Raw genomic sequence first — 15,714 nt, forward strand, 5'->3', positions numbered from 1 at the left:
AGAAATGAGAGAAAAGTCAGAAATGGCTGCTTAAGAAATTATTATATTTAAACTGTCCGGTTGAAAAATCTGCCTCACCTCGTAAATTTTCAATCCCGATTGATTAGTCATCTTATCTTCAACTAATTCATAGCCTAACTTCTTGTAAACTTGCTTTCGTTTACGAAACATCCTCAAAAACATTGGAACAAACATGTCTACATAATCAATAATTTTTAAATCACTTTTATTTTTTAAATTACGGTGCAATCTCCCAATATATTGTTCCAAATTACCATGAAAACTGTAAGGCATTGCCAAAATCATCGTATCCATGCTGGCAATATCTAATCCCTCTCCGCCAACATATGGCGTAGCTAGAATAGTATAGGGCTCCGTATCTTGATGAATCTTTTCAATTTCTTTAGTTCGTTCCTTACTCGAAAGACCACCATAAATTCGATAAAGATGATCATGAGGCAATTTATCATATAGTCGATCAACATGGGACACCAAACTAGTTAATACTATTGTGTGGCGTTGTTTCTTTTTACACAGTTCAATGTCTTTAATTAACATTCCTTCTCGAATTTCATCATTTTGAATCGCAGACCGATTTTCTACAATGCTATTATTCAGGGCATTAAAGTCAGTCATTCCAAAATTAGTAAATCTAGGGATGATTGTACGCTTCACAGTTAGTAGAAATTTAGGATCGAACATATCTGTTTGATATCGGATTGGCCCAAAGCGCAAAGTTAATATTGGTTCTTGCCCATCCCGTCGATAAGGAGTTGCTGAAAGGCCATATAAATAACGGCTTGAGATCTTATTGATCACTTCATCGTATGTGAAGGCAGCGTTATGATGAACTTCATCACTGATCACCATACCGTATCGATCCAAGAATTTTTTAGGATCCTCCATTTTACTAATAGCTTGAATAGTTGCAATATCCACTAGGCCGCTGGGATTTTTCTTTTGTCCATAATAAGTCCCAATGGATTTCTTTAATTTTTTCCTACCTGTGGGCGTATATTCGACTATCACAGGATCACTGGTAATTTCCAAAAAATGGTTAAGTTTTTCTTTCCACTGTTCAGCTAAAACTTTATTCGGCACCAAAATGAGGGTACTTACTTTCTTTGCAGCTATCATCTTTGCTGCAATGACTGTTTTACCGAATCCTGTTCTGGCAGATAATATTCCCATCGAAAAATCATTAATAGCGTTAAAAGCGGGAATTTGGTTTTGATAAAGATTTCCATGAAATTTAACTTTCATTTGAAATCCTTTAGTTGTATCATCGGTCCATTCAATATCATCGACTATTTCGTTTAAATCGTCTACTAATCTTCTAGGTAATATTAAATATTCATCATCCTCTTTAAAAAGAGTTATCACTCTCGGAGTATTATTAACTGGCATACGTAAAGATTGAAGTTTAAAAAATTCAGGGTTATAGAACGATGCTAACCATTTTAGTTTTAAAATCTCTTTACGATTCAGATCCGACTTTTTAATGTAAATGGCTTCTTTAAGGGTCACCGACAATGATTTATCGATTTGAAATTTTGGCAAAGTTGATTCATCATTCTGAAATTCTTCAGCCAATAACTCTGAATTATCCTGAATAGTATTGATAGTTTTTAATAGCTGATTGGAATTAATAGTCTGTACGTCAGCTAATGCTTGCCATTGATCTTCAAATGGCTTGAAACTATAGTCAACAAATAAACTTTTACCATGACTCAAAGCCTGTCCCTCTAAAGGAGCCGCAATCAAATTACCTACTTTCCCTGGATCGATCTTATCCTGGGCTGGGAACATGCGATCAAAGGCCGAAAATGGCATTCTAGGATCAGATTGTTGAGTTAATTTCAGTAATAAATCCCCTAATTGACGTGCAACTTTCGCATCAACTGGTGTTTCAAAGAATAACCACACATGGCATCCTTTTCCAGATTGCGATATCTCAATTAAAGGATGAAGCTTAAATTTTTCACATTCTTTTATTAACGATTTTGTCAGTTCTTTCCAAGGTTGCTTTTCATGGTGTTCATCAATATCGAATACTAAAAATTTAGTAGTACTTTGTTTGCTTAGTGGATATATCCCAATGGCAGAGCTATTATTGCCACTTAAATGGTGCATCAATGTTTCATTTGTCAGTGGTAAAAATTTATCTCTTACAGGAAATCCATTAACAAATGGACTTGCTGGCCCATAGGCTTTTCGATTAAATTTTTTACTGAAATATCTATTGGCATAAACATCCGTCCTGATAATAAATCTCTGTTTAAATAAACTAATTTGTTCATGAATGTCGACAATGGAATTCGCTTGGTTATTTTGATTTCTAACACAAGCAGATAACTCTGAAACTGGCATTGTAAAGTAATCTTGAGTATTGGGAACACGATAAACAGCAATCTTACCTAATTTCTGAATACTTTGATCTTTTGCAATGGCAACCAATTCATATTCTTGAGCACCCAACTTAAAACGTCTCATCATTACGACCTCATTATGTTATTTCTTCAAATATGCTTATATATAAGATAGCATAATATGTAAAATTGCAATTCAACAGCAAAAAGCCACGATCAAAATGATCATGGCTTTTCATAATTACCGTATTATTTCAGCAGGAATTTCAACTCCAAATTCAGTTCCAACTTGTTTCATTTCTGCAATCGTTTCATCATCGATCGCTACTCCTTGAACTTTGTTCTCCTCATAATGTTTGTATTCCCGATCACCAGGGATCATGATTTTTGTTCCGGGAACGTGTTTTAGATTTCTGATTCGATCAAACATCTCGCTGACATTCTTCTTCAACACCTCAAGATCACCAAATACAGCTGGGTCGATCGTCATAAAGAATTGACTGAAATCATGTTTACCGGTATTAGTATCAGCTGACAATGACCCTTGAGCCAAGATGCCCGTCAATATTTCTATAATCAAAGAATTACCAAATCCTTTGTAATTGGAATTAGATTCCTTTTGACCACCTAGTGTCAAGACGCCGCCGCCGGGACGATCTTCGGAAAAGGCGATAGTCGCTAAATTATCTTCCACTGTCTTAGCATCATGCAGGACTTCACGATTTTCATCAACTGCCCAATCTCCAGGTATTTGTTCACCCTTCTTAGCTAAAACTTGGATCTTGCCACTGGAAACTACTGAGGTCGCCCCATCAAAGACGAAAGGATGCGGATCTGCTGGAAATGTGAAAGCAAACGCATTGGAGCCTAAAAAGGCTTCCAGTGAATTAGTTGGCACAACTAGTGGTCTGGTATTCGTGGTAGAGATCCCGATCAGTCCTTCTTTACAAGCCATTCGCGAATAATATCCTGCTGTTCCAAAGTGATTGGAATTACGGATCACGCCCATGGAAAGTCCCATTTTTTTAGTTTTTTCGATTAGTTTGTTCATCGTAAATGCTGAAGCAATTTGTCCCATGCTTTTGTTGGCATCAACTAAGACACTAGTCGACGTTTCTTTTAATATTTCAGGTTGTTGTGTTGGTTCCAAGGTATGATCTTTGATCATACGAGTATACCAGGCTAGTCTTTGGATCCCGTGAGATGAAATGCCACGTAGATCTGCATCTACCAATGTATCTGCTAAGAGCTTACCATCCTGTTTACTAAAATTTTGTTTCTGAAACACTGCCTCTAAAAATTTTCGTTCTTTTTCTGCACTGATTCTCATACAAAGCCCCCACATCCAAATTTGATTAATCCACAATTTTAACGTTAAATTAATATTCTTTTAATAATATAAAAGCGTTAATGCCCAAATTATGTCGCTTTTTATGAAAAATCGCAAGCATTAACATTAACGATAATTAGAGTTTTTCAATCGAATCAAAATTTGTCCTTCCTTGAGTAACGTGCCTTCTTAGCTTAAAATTAAATAGGTATTAGTAAGAGGAGGATTTACAATGTATAACGCAGCAAATGATCGTTATGATAACACGCAAGTTCGTCATGCTGGCGACACCGGCTTAATGTTGCCACCTATTTCTCTAGGTTTATGGCGTAACTTTGGTAGTGCTGATTCAATCAGTGACCGTCGCGATGTTATCTTACATGCTTTTGATAAAGGTATTTTTCATTTTGACGTGGCTAACCACTACGGAAATGGAAAAGTCGGATTCGGTTCAACTGAAGAATTACTAGGTTCCGTTTTGAAAAATGACTTAAAACCTTATCGAAATGAACTAGTTATTGCTACAAAAGTTGGTTATGAGATCCATGATGGTCCTTTCGGTACAGGGACTTCTAGAAAAGCTGTTTTGCAAGGGATCGACGACTCACTGGAAAGATTAAATCTCGACTATGTCGATATTTTCTACGCTCATCGTTATGATGACCAAACTCCAGTGGAGGAAACTTGTCGTGCCTTAAATGACGTCGTAAAAGCTGGTAAAGCTTTGTACGTAGGTGTTTCCAATTATGAAGTTCCAGAATTAAAACGTGCTATTGCTGAATTCAAGCGTTTGGGAACACCTTTTGTCTTAAATCAATTGAGCATGAACTTATTAAACGACCACGTGGAAACTAGTGGCATTGCTCAAACGCTCGAAGACAATGGTATCGGTGCTATTGCCTACGGTCCATTGTGCGAAGGTTTATTATCAGACAGATATTTAAATGGGATTTCTGATGAATACAGCATCCATCCAACCAATGCTAAGTTACTTGAACAAGGCAAAGATGCTTTAGTTAAAAAACTTAACGCTTTGAACGATATTGCTCAAAACCGGAATCAATCTCTCAGTCAAATGTCTTTGGCCTGGTTATTAAAAGATCCAGTTGTAACAAGTGTCTTGATCGGAACTACTAATAATCAACACTTAGACGACAACTTAAAAGCATTAGATAATCTCGACTTTTCAAGCGATGAAATCAACGCTATCAACAAATTGATCAAATAATCTTAATTTGTTTCTTCAATCGAAAAGATAGAAGCCACTATTGCCTGTATCTCGTTTCAATAAAAAGAGCCCTTGGGTGTTTCATCCAAGGGCTCTTTTTGCATAGATAAATTTTACAAAATAAATTTCTTAATGGTCTCTGCAACGGCTGAATTGTTATTATCAGCTTTCGTCACGTATTTAACAGCTTGTTTGACTTCATCGATCGAGTTAGCAACACCTACTGGCATTCCGACAACTTTTAGCATTGCTAAATCATTGCCGTTATCACCAATAGCAATGATTTCCTCCGGTTTAATTCCAAGGATCTTGCCCAGTTGGACTGTGGCTGTTCCCTTGTCTACTCCACCAGGATTGATCTCAACATACATTCCAGAAGAATAAGTGACAGCTAATTTATCAGCTGGGACAACTTTTTCAACGTCTTTTTGCATTTGTTTACGCTCATCCATCGTTGGCAAATGCATGATGATCTTCATAATATTATCATCTTTGAATCGGTCAAAATTATCATCATTCATCGTCTCATATTTTACGCCACGACTTTCCAAATATTTAGCATCAGGCTTTGATAAATGATAAATATAACAATATTCCTTAGTGTAGATATGAGTTGATGCTATCGGATCAGCGGCTGCTACTTCAAAAATTTTCTTAGCAATATCAAAAGGCATTTCATTAATAGCAATTGCCCGGTTGTTCTTATTTTCTAGAATCAATCCACCATTAAATGAAATGGCATATTGTTCTGGCTTGTCTTTTAAATCGACGGCATTTAAAGTGTCTTGAAAAGAAGTATAACCCCGACCAGAATTGGCCACGAACTTCACACCTTTGGCAGTAGCTTGTTTAATCGCCTCAATATTTTCATCCGTCAATTTACCAGCGTCGTTCAATAAAGTTTCATCTAAATCACAAACAATCATTTTATACATAATTTATACCTCATTTAATTTAATCCAGAACTTAGGGCGTCCCCCTAAAACTGATCAATTGTTTCCATCACAACAAATTTTACTAGTCCGAACAGCTTTTTCCAATGAAAGCGGATAATTATTTAATAATAATCAAGAAATTGACGATCTTTTAAAAAATCAATTCAAGGTATCCCAAAATCCACGGTTAAAATGATGCATCACCACGCCCCAAGCCAAGACAAGTATCAAACCAACAATACCATTGATCACCCAAGGATCAGATGAATAGGAAATAATCATTGAATATGCCACTATGATGATAAGACCAACTAAAATAACGATGACCATCGTTAAAATCATGGCAAGATTGCCTCCTCCACGATTAAATAATTCAGTAATATTAGTCCAATTAGTCGTCCTTAAACGGTAATCTCTGGAGAAATAAAATTGTCCGATCAAATACGTTCCGACAACTGAACCTAGCAGACTGCTGAAAGTCATCAAAATGCCAAATTTGTACATGAATCCCATCAAGACAATTAGGATACTATTAATAATGATTTGCGCTAATAAGCCGAAGTGAAACTTATTTTTCAAATAATCTTTCAATGAAAGCGGTAATGACGCCACGAAATCGAAATTACTTCGATCCAACGAAATTAAATTAGATATCAAGGACGTCTGATTCATCGTGACTCCACTTAATAAAAGTCCACCGACGAAGAAAACACCGATCCATTTTATTCCTAATCCTGAATTAATCGTTGTAAATGAAAGACTAAAAATGAAAATCACTGGTAACAAGAGCGAACTAGAAAAAACTTGGACTAATAAATTCGGTTCTTTCAATAATTTCAAGTTATAGGAAAATAAACTTCTCCCAATCGTTTTTTTGCTCTTTAGGGCTGGTTTCCTCCTTTGATTATGAGGTGCTGAGGAGATATTGATCAATTGTGCCGTTAATTGTGAAATCACGATTTTTTTCAAAAGCAATATCAATCCAGCGGCCAAGGCAATTAAAATCGCCCAGTGGATCAAGCTGCCGACTGCCAAGGGTTGTTTGAATAAGTTAAATAGTGGCAAAAGAATGCCAATAGTATAACCATTGAGTTGTCCTGGATCTTGTCCATCCATCTGGTTGTTGATGAATAAAATACCGACCACTGCGATAACGATCGTTATCATTAGCAAGGCATTCATGATCAAGCTTTGATTAGCTTGGAAAAATCTTGTCTTTGACAATAAAAATATTATTAGTGCACATATCAGTTCAATGATAACTGTGATGATAATAAATAAAATCAAGGACATGACAATGGCAGTCGGAAGGAAAATACCGAATGACCAACTAGTCATCAAAAATAACAACAGTAAAGTAATCGTGAAGGGCAAAATATTCATCGTTACTACGATGATCTTACTGGCGAAGACCTCTCGAGGTGAGATCGGCAATGGTAAATAATCTTGCAGATCCTTTTGGGCGAAGAAGACATTAGAGATACCGGTCAAACTTTGCGAAATCCCAAAAATAAGATATATCCCAGCGAAATAAGTAAATAGTGCTGCCGATTTATTTACTACAATTGGAATCATCACAAAGCCGTAAACAATTACGAACGCAAAAGTCGTCACCATTAAATTGAAAATAATCCTCTGCGTCAAGCCTCGCCCAGTTTGTCCTTTTGAACGATATTTGTTGGTTACTTGCGGATTTAATAATCTTAAATTTACAGAAAGTAAGGCTTTTAATTGTTGTTTATTCACGATGTTCACCGTTAAGGTCTGACATTATTGGTTGGTCAACACGACCAGCCATTTCCAGATAAACTTCCTCAAGCGATCGATTACCGTGTTCAGCCAATAATTTTTCGACAGGACCGTTATAAATCAGTTGACCCTTTTTCAAAATTGCCAATTCATCGCAAAGTTGTTGAGCCGTATCTAAATTATGAGTGGAAAAAATCACCGTCTTGCCTTTTTGGGCATGTGACTTCATCATTTCCTTCAAATCAAATGCTGCCTGTGGATCTAGTCCCTGCATAGGTTCGTCCAGAATCCAAATATCTGGATCGACCATCAAAGCACCGATCAGGATAGCTTTTTGTCGCATACCGTGAGAAAAACTGCTGAGTGTCTCGTCAATATGAAAATTCATATTAAATAATGATGTCAATTTTTCTAATCTGCTCTGCACAGCCACCGGATCCAATTGATACGCAGCTATCAAGAAACTCCAGTATTCACCAGCAGACAGTTGCAAAAAAATATCGGGTGTATCTGGAACATAAGCAATTTTTTGCTTAATCTCTAAACGATGTTCCATCAGATCCATCCCGTCGACCATAACAGAACCACTGGTAGGATTATGAATGCTGACTAAAGTTTTCAAAGTTGTCGATTTACCAGCACCATTATGTCCTAAAAATCCAAAAATTTTCCCCGAGGAAGTTTTTAGATTTAAATCACGTAAGGCTTTTGTAGATCCGTAGCTTTTCGACAAGTTAGTAATCTCGATCATATTGTTTCCCCATAATGAAATTGTCTTTTAAGTATATCAGATACCAAATTCAAGTCCTGAGTTTTAGATAAAACATTTTGAAAATTTAAACCTTTTGAGTCATCCGATCTCCCAATTGGTAAAGCGGTTACATTATTGATATAATAGTACATGTGAATCACTTATCAATACATAAGGAGTTGACTAACGTGGAAGAAATAATTGAAAAATCAGCGACCACTGAAAATTATGATCAGTTGATCAAATCAACAAATATTGCCAATGACGAACAAATTGAACTTTTAAAGGAAACATACTTGGCTCCAATTATCAAACAAGAAAAATTCACTAAAATCGACATAACTTATCGGTCAAGATCCAACTATATAGAAGCCATCTTCACAGACCCCATTAACCGTCACTACATCGTCGTTGAAATCAATCGCAAAGATACTCCCGAACAAGTAGTAGAAAACTTCAATCGAGGATACACAGCATCAACCGAAACATTCGCCACCGAAGTATACGAAATGAAATGGGAAAACCATTAAAACACAGAGAGCGGAGAGGCACGGTCAGCTGCTGAGGATTTAGGGACTGTCAGCACAAAGGTGCGGCGAAGCCGTGCCTGCTGACAGTTTCTAAACCGGAGGCCGCTGTGCCTCGGAGCTCGTTTCAACATCCTTGAGGATAAGAATAAAAAACACTATCCAATTGCCGCAACTTTAGCTAACAATAATGGTGATTACTATCAAAACTGCTGCAATTTTAACAAACAGAAATACCGGATGCCGCTGTCGCCTGTAGCTCGTTTCAGTATCATTGAGGATAAAAATAAAAATCACTATCCAATTGCCGCAACTTTAGCTAACAATAATAAAAATCACTATCAAAACTGCTGCAAGTTTAACAAACAGGGATACCGGAGGCCACTACCTCGCAGAGCTCGTTTCAACATCCTTGAGGATAAAAATAAAAAAACACTATCCAATATCCTTCAAGTATAACCAGAATTGTTTCAACATATTATATTTTCAAACTTCAACAACCAAAATTGCCAAATCACATCCAGTCATCCGTAACTACAAAAAAAGGCTATGAGAATCAGACCCAACGGTCAATTTCTCATAGCCTTATTTATTTAACAAAAAGTAACACTCAAACTACACGTCTAGTTCAGCAATACTCTTCTCCACTTGGTCATTACTTCTAAACTCATCATAGCTAGTATCAGCACGATCAACAATGCCATTTTCAGTCAAGTAAATCAAACGATTAGCAACTGTTTGAATAAACTGGTGATCATGAGAAGCAAATAAAATAGCACCTTTGTAATCTATCAAAGCATCGTTTAATGCGGTGATCGATTCAAGATCTAAATGGTTAGTAGGATCATCCATTAACAAAACGTTAGCTTTTAAGAGCATCATTTTAGAGAGCATGACGCGGACTTTTTCACCCCCGGATAAAACATTGACCATTTTAGTAACGTCATCACCAGAGAAAAGCATTCTTCCTAAAAATCCACGAAGGAAAGTATCGTCGTCCTCACCTTTTTCAGCAAATTGACGCAACCAGTCGATAATTGGTGTTTCTTCATCGAACATTGCATTAAAGTCCTTAGGTAAATATGCTTGGCTAGTAGTTACGCCCCAAGTGATCGTCCCTGAATCAGGAACTAATTCGCCAGTTAGCACTTTGAACATAGCCGTCGTTACCATATCGTTCTTTGCTAAAAAGGCAACTTTATCTTCACGACCCAGTGTAAAATTAGCGTTCTTTAGTATTTGTTTACCATCGATTGAGATCGAAAGATCAGAAACTTGCAATAAATCATTCCCAATTTCTCGATTAGGTACAAATTTAATAAAGGGATAGCGTCTGGAACTAGGCTGGATATCATCCAAAGTAATCTTATCCAGCATTTTTTTCCTTGAAGTTGCTTGTTTAGATTTAGAAGCATTGGCGGAAAATCTAGCAATAAAATCTTGAAGTTCCTTGATCTTTTCTTCCTTCTTAGAATTTTGATCTTGCTTCATTTGTTGAGCTAATTGTGATGATTGTTGCCAGAAATCATAGTTACCGGCATAGAGTTGGATCTTCTTATAATCAAGATCAGCCATGTAAGTACAAACCTTGTTTAAGAAATAACGGTCATGGGATACAACAATGACTGTATTCTCAAAATTGATCAAAAATTCTTCCAACCAGTCGATCGAATCCACGTCTAAACCATTAGTTGGCTCGTCAAGTAGTAGAACGTCTGGTTTTCCAAACAGTGCTTGTGCTAGTAAGACCTTGATCTTTTGGCCAGCAGTTAAATTAGCCATCTTTTCTTGATGGAGACTTTCTGGGATATTTAATCCCTGTAACATTTGAGAAGCTTCACCCTCGGCTTCCCAGCCACCCATTTCGCCAAATTTACTCTCTAGTTCAGCATCCTTTAGACCATCTTCCTCGTTGAAATCAGGCTTCATGTAAATGGCATCTTTTTCTTGCATAACTTGATAAAGGTCCGAATGGCCCATGATGACAGTTTCCATAACTGTATAATCATCATAATCGAAGTGGTTTTGCTTTAAAGTGGCTAAACGTTCATTAGGTCCTAAAGTAACCGAACCAGTAGAAGGTTTGATGGCACCTGATAAAACCTTTAAAAAGGTTGATTTACCAGCACCATTTGCTCCAATCAATCCATAACAATTGCCAGGAACAAACTTGATATTTACATCTTCAAACAATTTCCGGTCTGCAAAATGTAAACTTACGTCACTAACTGTAATCAATAAATAATCCTCATTTCTAAAATATCGTTAACAAGCATTATATCAGCTATTACGTTGGAATGCATTCGGTAACTACTAAAACAGCAATACATTTCTATCTCTAAAAAAAAATCTCAGATCATTAAAAATGACCTGAGAATCTAATAGAATGATTATTTTGTTTTATCAAAAGTTCCATGAATTACTACTTTCATTCCTGGCTGGACATTATTATATAGCCATTGTAGATCGGGATTTGATAGATGAACACAACCGTGGGATGAAGGCTTGACCCCCAATGTCTTGGCAATTGATTCCACGTAATTACCATTTTCGTCAGTCGGTGTACTGTGGAATAAGTATTCACCATGATTTAAAAACGATACCCAGTGGTAAGCACCTAACTTCAGTGGTGCAGTGTAAAAATATTCGCCATGCTCTGGTTCGATCTGGTACGTGCCACGCGGAGTGGCATCTTTTTCACCAGTTGAGGCATACATTTCATAAAGAGTCTTGTTGCCATCTTTGATATAAGTCCGTTGTTTGGCAATATCGACATCGATATATGCTTCAGGATGATCCTTCAAGATCGGATAAGCCTTCGTTTCAGAAGAATCTTTGTAGGTAAACTCATCTAATGGAACCATTTTGGGATCGTCACCATTAGTGGCAGCAGTTTTTGATTTATTTACCTGCTTAACTGTTGATTTACTGCTATCTGCCTCAACTCGTTCAACTTTTGGATGCCCACCCTCTACTATATGAGCAATATTGAATCCGACTGAAACTCCCAAAAGTAAACTCAACAGTATGATTGGATATAACTTCTTAGCTTTCAATAATTATTTTCCCCTATTTAACAAGTGTAGCAACAATTATATAGCTGTTAAAGTTAACGTTCAAGTTAGTCAACCGAAAATTAAAAATTCAGTATGAAGTTATTTAGAAATATATGGAACGTGTGCCATATTTGGCACCTCATCCCAGGCAACAGAGTAACCAGCCCCATGCGCACAAAAAACTGAATCAGGGGTATTTTCCAAATCACTTACTGGATGATAATCAGCTTTTTCAATGACTGCATCAGCATGGTGGCAAGGACGATAACCGTCTACGACTAACTCTAATTCCCCTTGACCATGAGTGTACGAACGCAAAATTTGCGGATATCCTTGCATCTGAGAAACTGGTGCATATCCAGTTAACGTAGCATTATTTTGTTGGTTTTTTGGAGTGTCAAAAGTTCCCGACATTTTTTGAATATCATTCATGGCGCGGCCCACTTGGTCTTGAGATACAGTCAATTTAAATCGATACCAAGGCTCTAATAATTGGCATTGTCCCTTTGCATTTGCCATCATCAAACCTTGACGAACAGCGCGCCAATTTGCTTCACGAAAATCTCCCCCAACTGAATGAACGTTGCTAGCTTTGCCTGATACCAAAGTGATCTTCATATCCGTGATCGGACTACCGGTCAAAACTCCTAAGTGTTCTTTTGCTGCCAAGTTGGATAAAACTTGATGTTGCCAATTTTTACCTAAATAATCCAAGTCGCATTCCGATGAAAAGATCAGACCGGAACCCACCTTGGCAGGCTCCATCAACAAATGAACCTCCGCATAATGACGTAATGGTTCAAAATGACCAACTCCCTCAATCGCAGCAGTGATCGTTTCTTTATACAATATTTGACCTTCAACAAAGTTGACTACTAAGTCAAATCGTTGTTGCAAAATTTGTTGAAGGATCTCTAACTGGACCTCGCCCATGATTTGGACCCGGATCTCTTGTAAATGCTCTGACCAAGTAACATGTAATTGACGGTCTTCATCTTCCAGTATCCTTAATGCAGTCAAACAAGCGTGGATCTGTTCATCAACTATTTGAACTGCATAATTCAATACGGGCTGCAAAAGTGGTTGACTCGAATCTTTTTGATCTCCCAGACCTTGTCCAGCAAAAGTATTACTTAATCCAGTAACTGCACAGATCTCACCATCAGTCACTTTTGATGCCAACTCAAATTTTGCACCATTGTAAACTCTCAATTGATTGACTTTCTGTTGTTGAAAAATCGCATCTTTTGATTTGATAGTACCACCCGTGACTCTGAGCCAAGTTAATCGTTCACCTTTCTCATCATGAGAGATCTTAAAAACTTTCGCTGAAAAAGCCGATTTCGAGTCACTTTGAACAGTCCACTTTTGTAAGCCATTAATGAATTGATCGATCCCTTCATCCTTTAAGGCAGATCCCAAAAAGCACGGAAAAATTAAGCGACACTTGATCAATTGCCGAATAGTATCATCACTAAGTGTATTATTAGCCAAAAACTCTTCAAGAGTATCGTCATTTGTAGCAGCAATATTTTCGATCACTTCATCATCTAATGTTGAAAAGTCTTGGACTCCAGCATCGAATTCCACCTGCAGCTGTTGCAATACTTCTGCAGTTTGTGCTGTGGCCGAATCAGTTTTGTTAATAAAAATAAAAGTGGGGACATTATATCTCTTCAGTAATTCCCAAAGAGTCCGCGTGTACCCTTGTATACCATCCGTTGCTGAAACCACTAAGATCGCATAATCAAGCACATTTAAAACCGCTTCAGTCTGACTAGCAAAATCCATATGTCCTGGCGTATCTAGTAATGTCAATCTCAGATCGGCAAAATTTAATTCTGCTTGATGCGAAAAAATCGTAATACCGCGTTTCTTTTCTAACGCATCAGGATCCAAGAAAGCATCACCATCATCAACTCGACCTAATTTTCTGATCACACCTGATTTGATTAACATCGCTTCAGACAATGTCGTCTTACCAGCATCCACGTGAGCAACGATTCCTGCAACAATTGATTTCACACTCAACAACCTCTCTAATATTGTTCAATAACTAATATCATACCAGTATAATTGACTTTTCACTTAAATTGACCACTTCGATCCAAATGAAAGCAAAAAAAACAGTGCCAAAGGCACTGTTAACAAGTAAATTAAGAATTTAATTTCTTGCGTAAGGCAACTATCCTTGCAAGATCTAAAGACATCAAACGGACCTCTGCCTGAGGAAATTCCCGGGCTATAGAAGAAAGATCAGAGGGTGTTGGATAACTCCCTGAATGACTTAAAATAGTCTCCGTATCATCTGTCGCATTTTGAATCGATTTCTCTTCGTCACTATCTTTTCCAACTGCACCATTCACATCTGGCACATTAACAGTATAGACTCCGTTATTGGCGTTGGATTTAAAAATTACGCATGGGTAATCAATGGTTTTTTCCAAAATATCCGCTACCTTTCCGTCAGCAATATTTACTGACTATACGACTCCGATTCAACGTTAAAGCTATTTAAAGTAAAATTCAAGTCTAAACTACATATAACCTTCAGCTTCCTTACGATCAAGCCAAAAATGAATACCACCAGTAGAATCTTGCCAACGATCAGGATTAAAATTCTCAGCAACCACATAGTGACCAGTTTTATAAATAAAATTCTCATCAACATAAGAAACAGCTTCATCAAAATGTTCGCCAGTATACATATCCTCAATTTCCATAACCTTAGCTTTATCACAACGACAAGAACTGGCAGTAGCTGAAGTCCGACGTGCATCGGCAGGAATCAACAGCTTCACGATCAAAGAATTAAAACACTTCTTATACCCTAAAAAAGCACCTTTTTCAGGACAATACATCTTAAAAAACTTAGTTGAATCATCATATTTGATATCATCTAAATTCGCATGATCAAGCATCGAATGATTCATATTCGCACCAGAAATATCAGCTCCATGCAAATCGCACCCCCGAAGATCAGCACCAACAAAATTCACATCAGAAAGATCAGCATAGGCAAAATTACAGTTACGAAAGAGGCAATATAAAAATTTGTCCCAGCCAGATCAGAATGAGAAAAATCATCATTTTCAAACTGAACTTGAGTAAAATCCTTACCTTTCATATTAAAATAGTCAAAATCCTTATCCACAACCTTTTCGATCAATTCATTCACCTTCTCATGTTAATATTATCACAAATACAGTGCTGTAGAATCACCCAAATCCGTGCTCCAAACACCCTTCACAAAAATAAAGGCGAGAGCACAAGGAACGAGTACGTGAGCAAGAAATAAATTAAGAGAGAAAACAGAGCTTCAGACCAAGGCAAGAGTACGAGGAACGAGTACGCAAGCATGAAGCGAAAGCAAAACAAGAAAAAATATATCAACTCTTGTCTACCCAACAAAATAAATAAAAATCAAAGCAGTAATGTAAGTCAGGAAGCAAAATGAGCGGAGCAAAGTCCCGCGAACCGAGAAAAGAATAAGTAATCTAAATAGAGTTTATATCCTAACAGGAAAAGGAAGCACCTACTCCCACCAGAATAGATAAAGACTGAGATAGACATGTGAGAAATAGGACGAGCAAACAGTGCCAATTTGGAGAAAATAAATCGGTAAAACTCAACCAAAATGGGGGATTATGTCACTATTTAGACGGAGGGGCCCGGGGATACAGCCCTCAGTAGATCGAGTAGGAGGTAGCTAGGCTACCGACCTCTCACACCACCGTACGTACGGTTCCGTATACGGCGGTTCATTAAC

13 protein-coding genes are annotated in these 15,714 nt (G+C 37.3%); 2 read left to right on the forward strand and 11 right to left on the reverse strand.

Annotated elements, in window-relative coordinates:
* Positions 1-30 precede the first annotated feature (30 nt).
* Positions 31-2,496 carry a DEAD/DEAH box helicase gene (locus EKM78_RS10630; protein WP_125772086.1) on the reverse strand — a complete coding sequence of 822 codons (2,466 nt, stop codon included), beginning with the start codon at positions 2,494-2,496 and terminating at the stop codon, positions 31-33.
* 114 nt (positions 2,497-2,610) lie between these two features.
* Positions 2,611-3,699 (reverse strand): Ldh family oxidoreductase, encoded by a 1,089-nt coding sequence (locus EKM78_RS10635; protein ID WP_125772089.1) that lies wholly within the window; start codon positions 3,697-3,699, stop codon positions 2,611-2,613.
* A gap of 232 nt (positions 3,700-3,931) precedes the next feature.
* Between EKM78_RS10635 and EKM78_RS10640 the strand changes: the two genes are divergently transcribed.
* Entirely contained in the window at positions 3,932-4,927 is a 996-nt protein-coding gene (locus EKM78_RS10640; protein WP_125772091.1) for an aldo/keto reductase, read from the forward strand.
* 113 nt (positions 4,928-5,040) lie between these two features.
* Here the strand turns inward: EKM78_RS10640 and EKM78_RS10645 are convergent, their stop codons facing one another.
* The 3 genes from EKM78_RS10645 to EKM78_RS10655 form a co-directional block, all read right to left on the reverse strand.
* Complete coding sequence (locus EKM78_RS10645) at positions 5,041-5,862, reverse strand: Cof-type HAD-IIB family hydrolase (protein WP_125772093.1); 822 nt, start codon at positions 5,860-5,862, stop codon at positions 5,041-5,043.
* Between the two features lie 159 nt (positions 5,863-6,021).
* Positions 6,022-7,608 (reverse strand): hypothetical protein, encoded by a 1,587-nt coding sequence (locus EKM78_RS10650; RefSeq protein WP_125772095.1) that lies wholly within the window; start codon positions 7,606-7,608, stop codon positions 6,022-6,024.
* Positions 7,601-8,362 carry an ABC transporter ATP-binding protein gene (locus tag EKM78_RS10655; RefSeq protein ID WP_125772096.1) on the reverse strand — a complete coding sequence of 254 codons (762 nt, stop codon included), beginning with the start codon at positions 8,360-8,362 and terminating at the stop codon, positions 7,601-7,603. The genes EKM78_RS10650 and EKM78_RS10655 overlap by 8 nt, the downstream gene beginning before the upstream one ends.
* Positions 8,363-8,550: 188 nt before the next feature.
* On the opposite strand from EKM78_RS10655, the gene EKM78_RS10660 reads away from it, so the two are divergent.
* Complete coding sequence (locus tag EKM78_RS10660; protein WP_125772098.1) at positions 8,551-8,892, forward strand: hypothetical protein; 342 nt, start codon at positions 8,551-8,553, stop codon at positions 8,890-8,892.
* 612 nt (positions 8,893-9,504) lie between these two features.
* Here the strand turns inward: EKM78_RS10660 and EKM78_RS10665 are convergent.
* The 6 genes from EKM78_RS10665 to EKM78_RS13165 all read right to left on the reverse strand — a co-directional run bounded on the left by EKM78_RS10665 (position 9,505) and on the right by EKM78_RS13165 (position 15,114).
* Entirely contained in the window at positions 9,505-11,127 is a 1,623-nt protein-coding gene (locus EKM78_RS10665; protein WP_125772100.1) for an ABC-F family ATP-binding cassette domain-containing protein, read from the reverse strand.
* A 152-nt stretch (positions 11,128-11,279) separates the two neighbouring features.
* Positions 11,280-11,945, reverse strand: a complete 666-nt coding sequence (locus EKM78_RS10670) for a L,D-transpeptidase (RefSeq protein ID WP_164507312.1) — start codon at positions 11,943-11,945, stop codon at positions 11,280-11,282.
* Between the two features lie 99 nt (positions 11,946-12,044).
* The gene (locus EKM78_RS10675) at positions 12,045-13,970 is read right to left on the reverse strand and encodes an elongation factor G (RefSeq protein ID WP_125772102.1); all 1,926 of its coding nucleotides are present in this window, start codon (positions 13,968-13,970) and stop codon (positions 12,045-12,047) included.
* Positions 13,971-14,101: 131 nt separating this feature from the next.
* The gene (locus EKM78_RS10680; RefSeq protein WP_211334366.1) at positions 14,102-14,320 is read right to left on the reverse strand and encodes a hypothetical protein; all 219 of its coding nucleotides are present in this window, start codon (positions 14,318-14,320) and stop codon (positions 14,102-14,104) included.
* Positions 14,321-14,482: 162 nt separating this feature from the next.
* Positions 14,483-14,908, reverse strand: a complete 426-nt coding sequence (locus EKM78_RS10685) for a DUF5758 domain-containing protein (RefSeq protein WP_425453552.1) — start codon at positions 14,906-14,908, stop codon at positions 14,483-14,485.
* 32 nt (positions 14,909-14,940) lie between these two features.
* Complete coding sequence (locus EKM78_RS13165; RefSeq protein ID WP_245995063.1) at positions 14,941-15,114, reverse strand: hypothetical protein; 174 nt, start codon at positions 15,112-15,114, stop codon at positions 14,941-14,943.
* Positions 15,115-15,714: the final 600 nt, after the last annotated feature.

It is taken from the genome of Companilactobacillus furfuricola, assembly GCF_003946325.1.
Classification (GTDB): domain Bacteria; phylum Bacillota; class Bacilli; order Lactobacillales; family Lactobacillaceae; genus Companilactobacillus; species Companilactobacillus furfuricola.

Bases quoted from the DNA above. Each gene is read 5' to 3' on its own strand.
- EKM78_RS10630 (WP_125772086.1), bottom strand. From the start codon at position 2,496: ATGATGAGACGTTTTAAGTTGGGTGCTCAAGAATATGAATTGGTTGCC.
- EKM78_RS10635 (WP_125772089.1), bottom strand. From the start codon at position 3,699: ATGAGAATCAGTGCAGAAAAAGAACGAAAATTTTTAGAGGCAGTGTTT.
- EKM78_RS10640 (WP_125772091.1), top strand. From the start codon at position 3,932: ATGTATAACGCAGCAAATGATCGTTATGATAACACGCAAGTTCGTCAT.
- EKM78_RS10645 (WP_125772093.1), bottom strand. From the start codon at position 5,862: ATGTATAAAATGATTGTTTGTGATTTAGATGAAACTTTATTGAACGAC.
- EKM78_RS10655 (WP_125772096.1), bottom strand. From the start codon at position 8,362: ATGATCGAGATTACTAACTTGTCGAAAAGCTACGGATCTACAAAAGCC.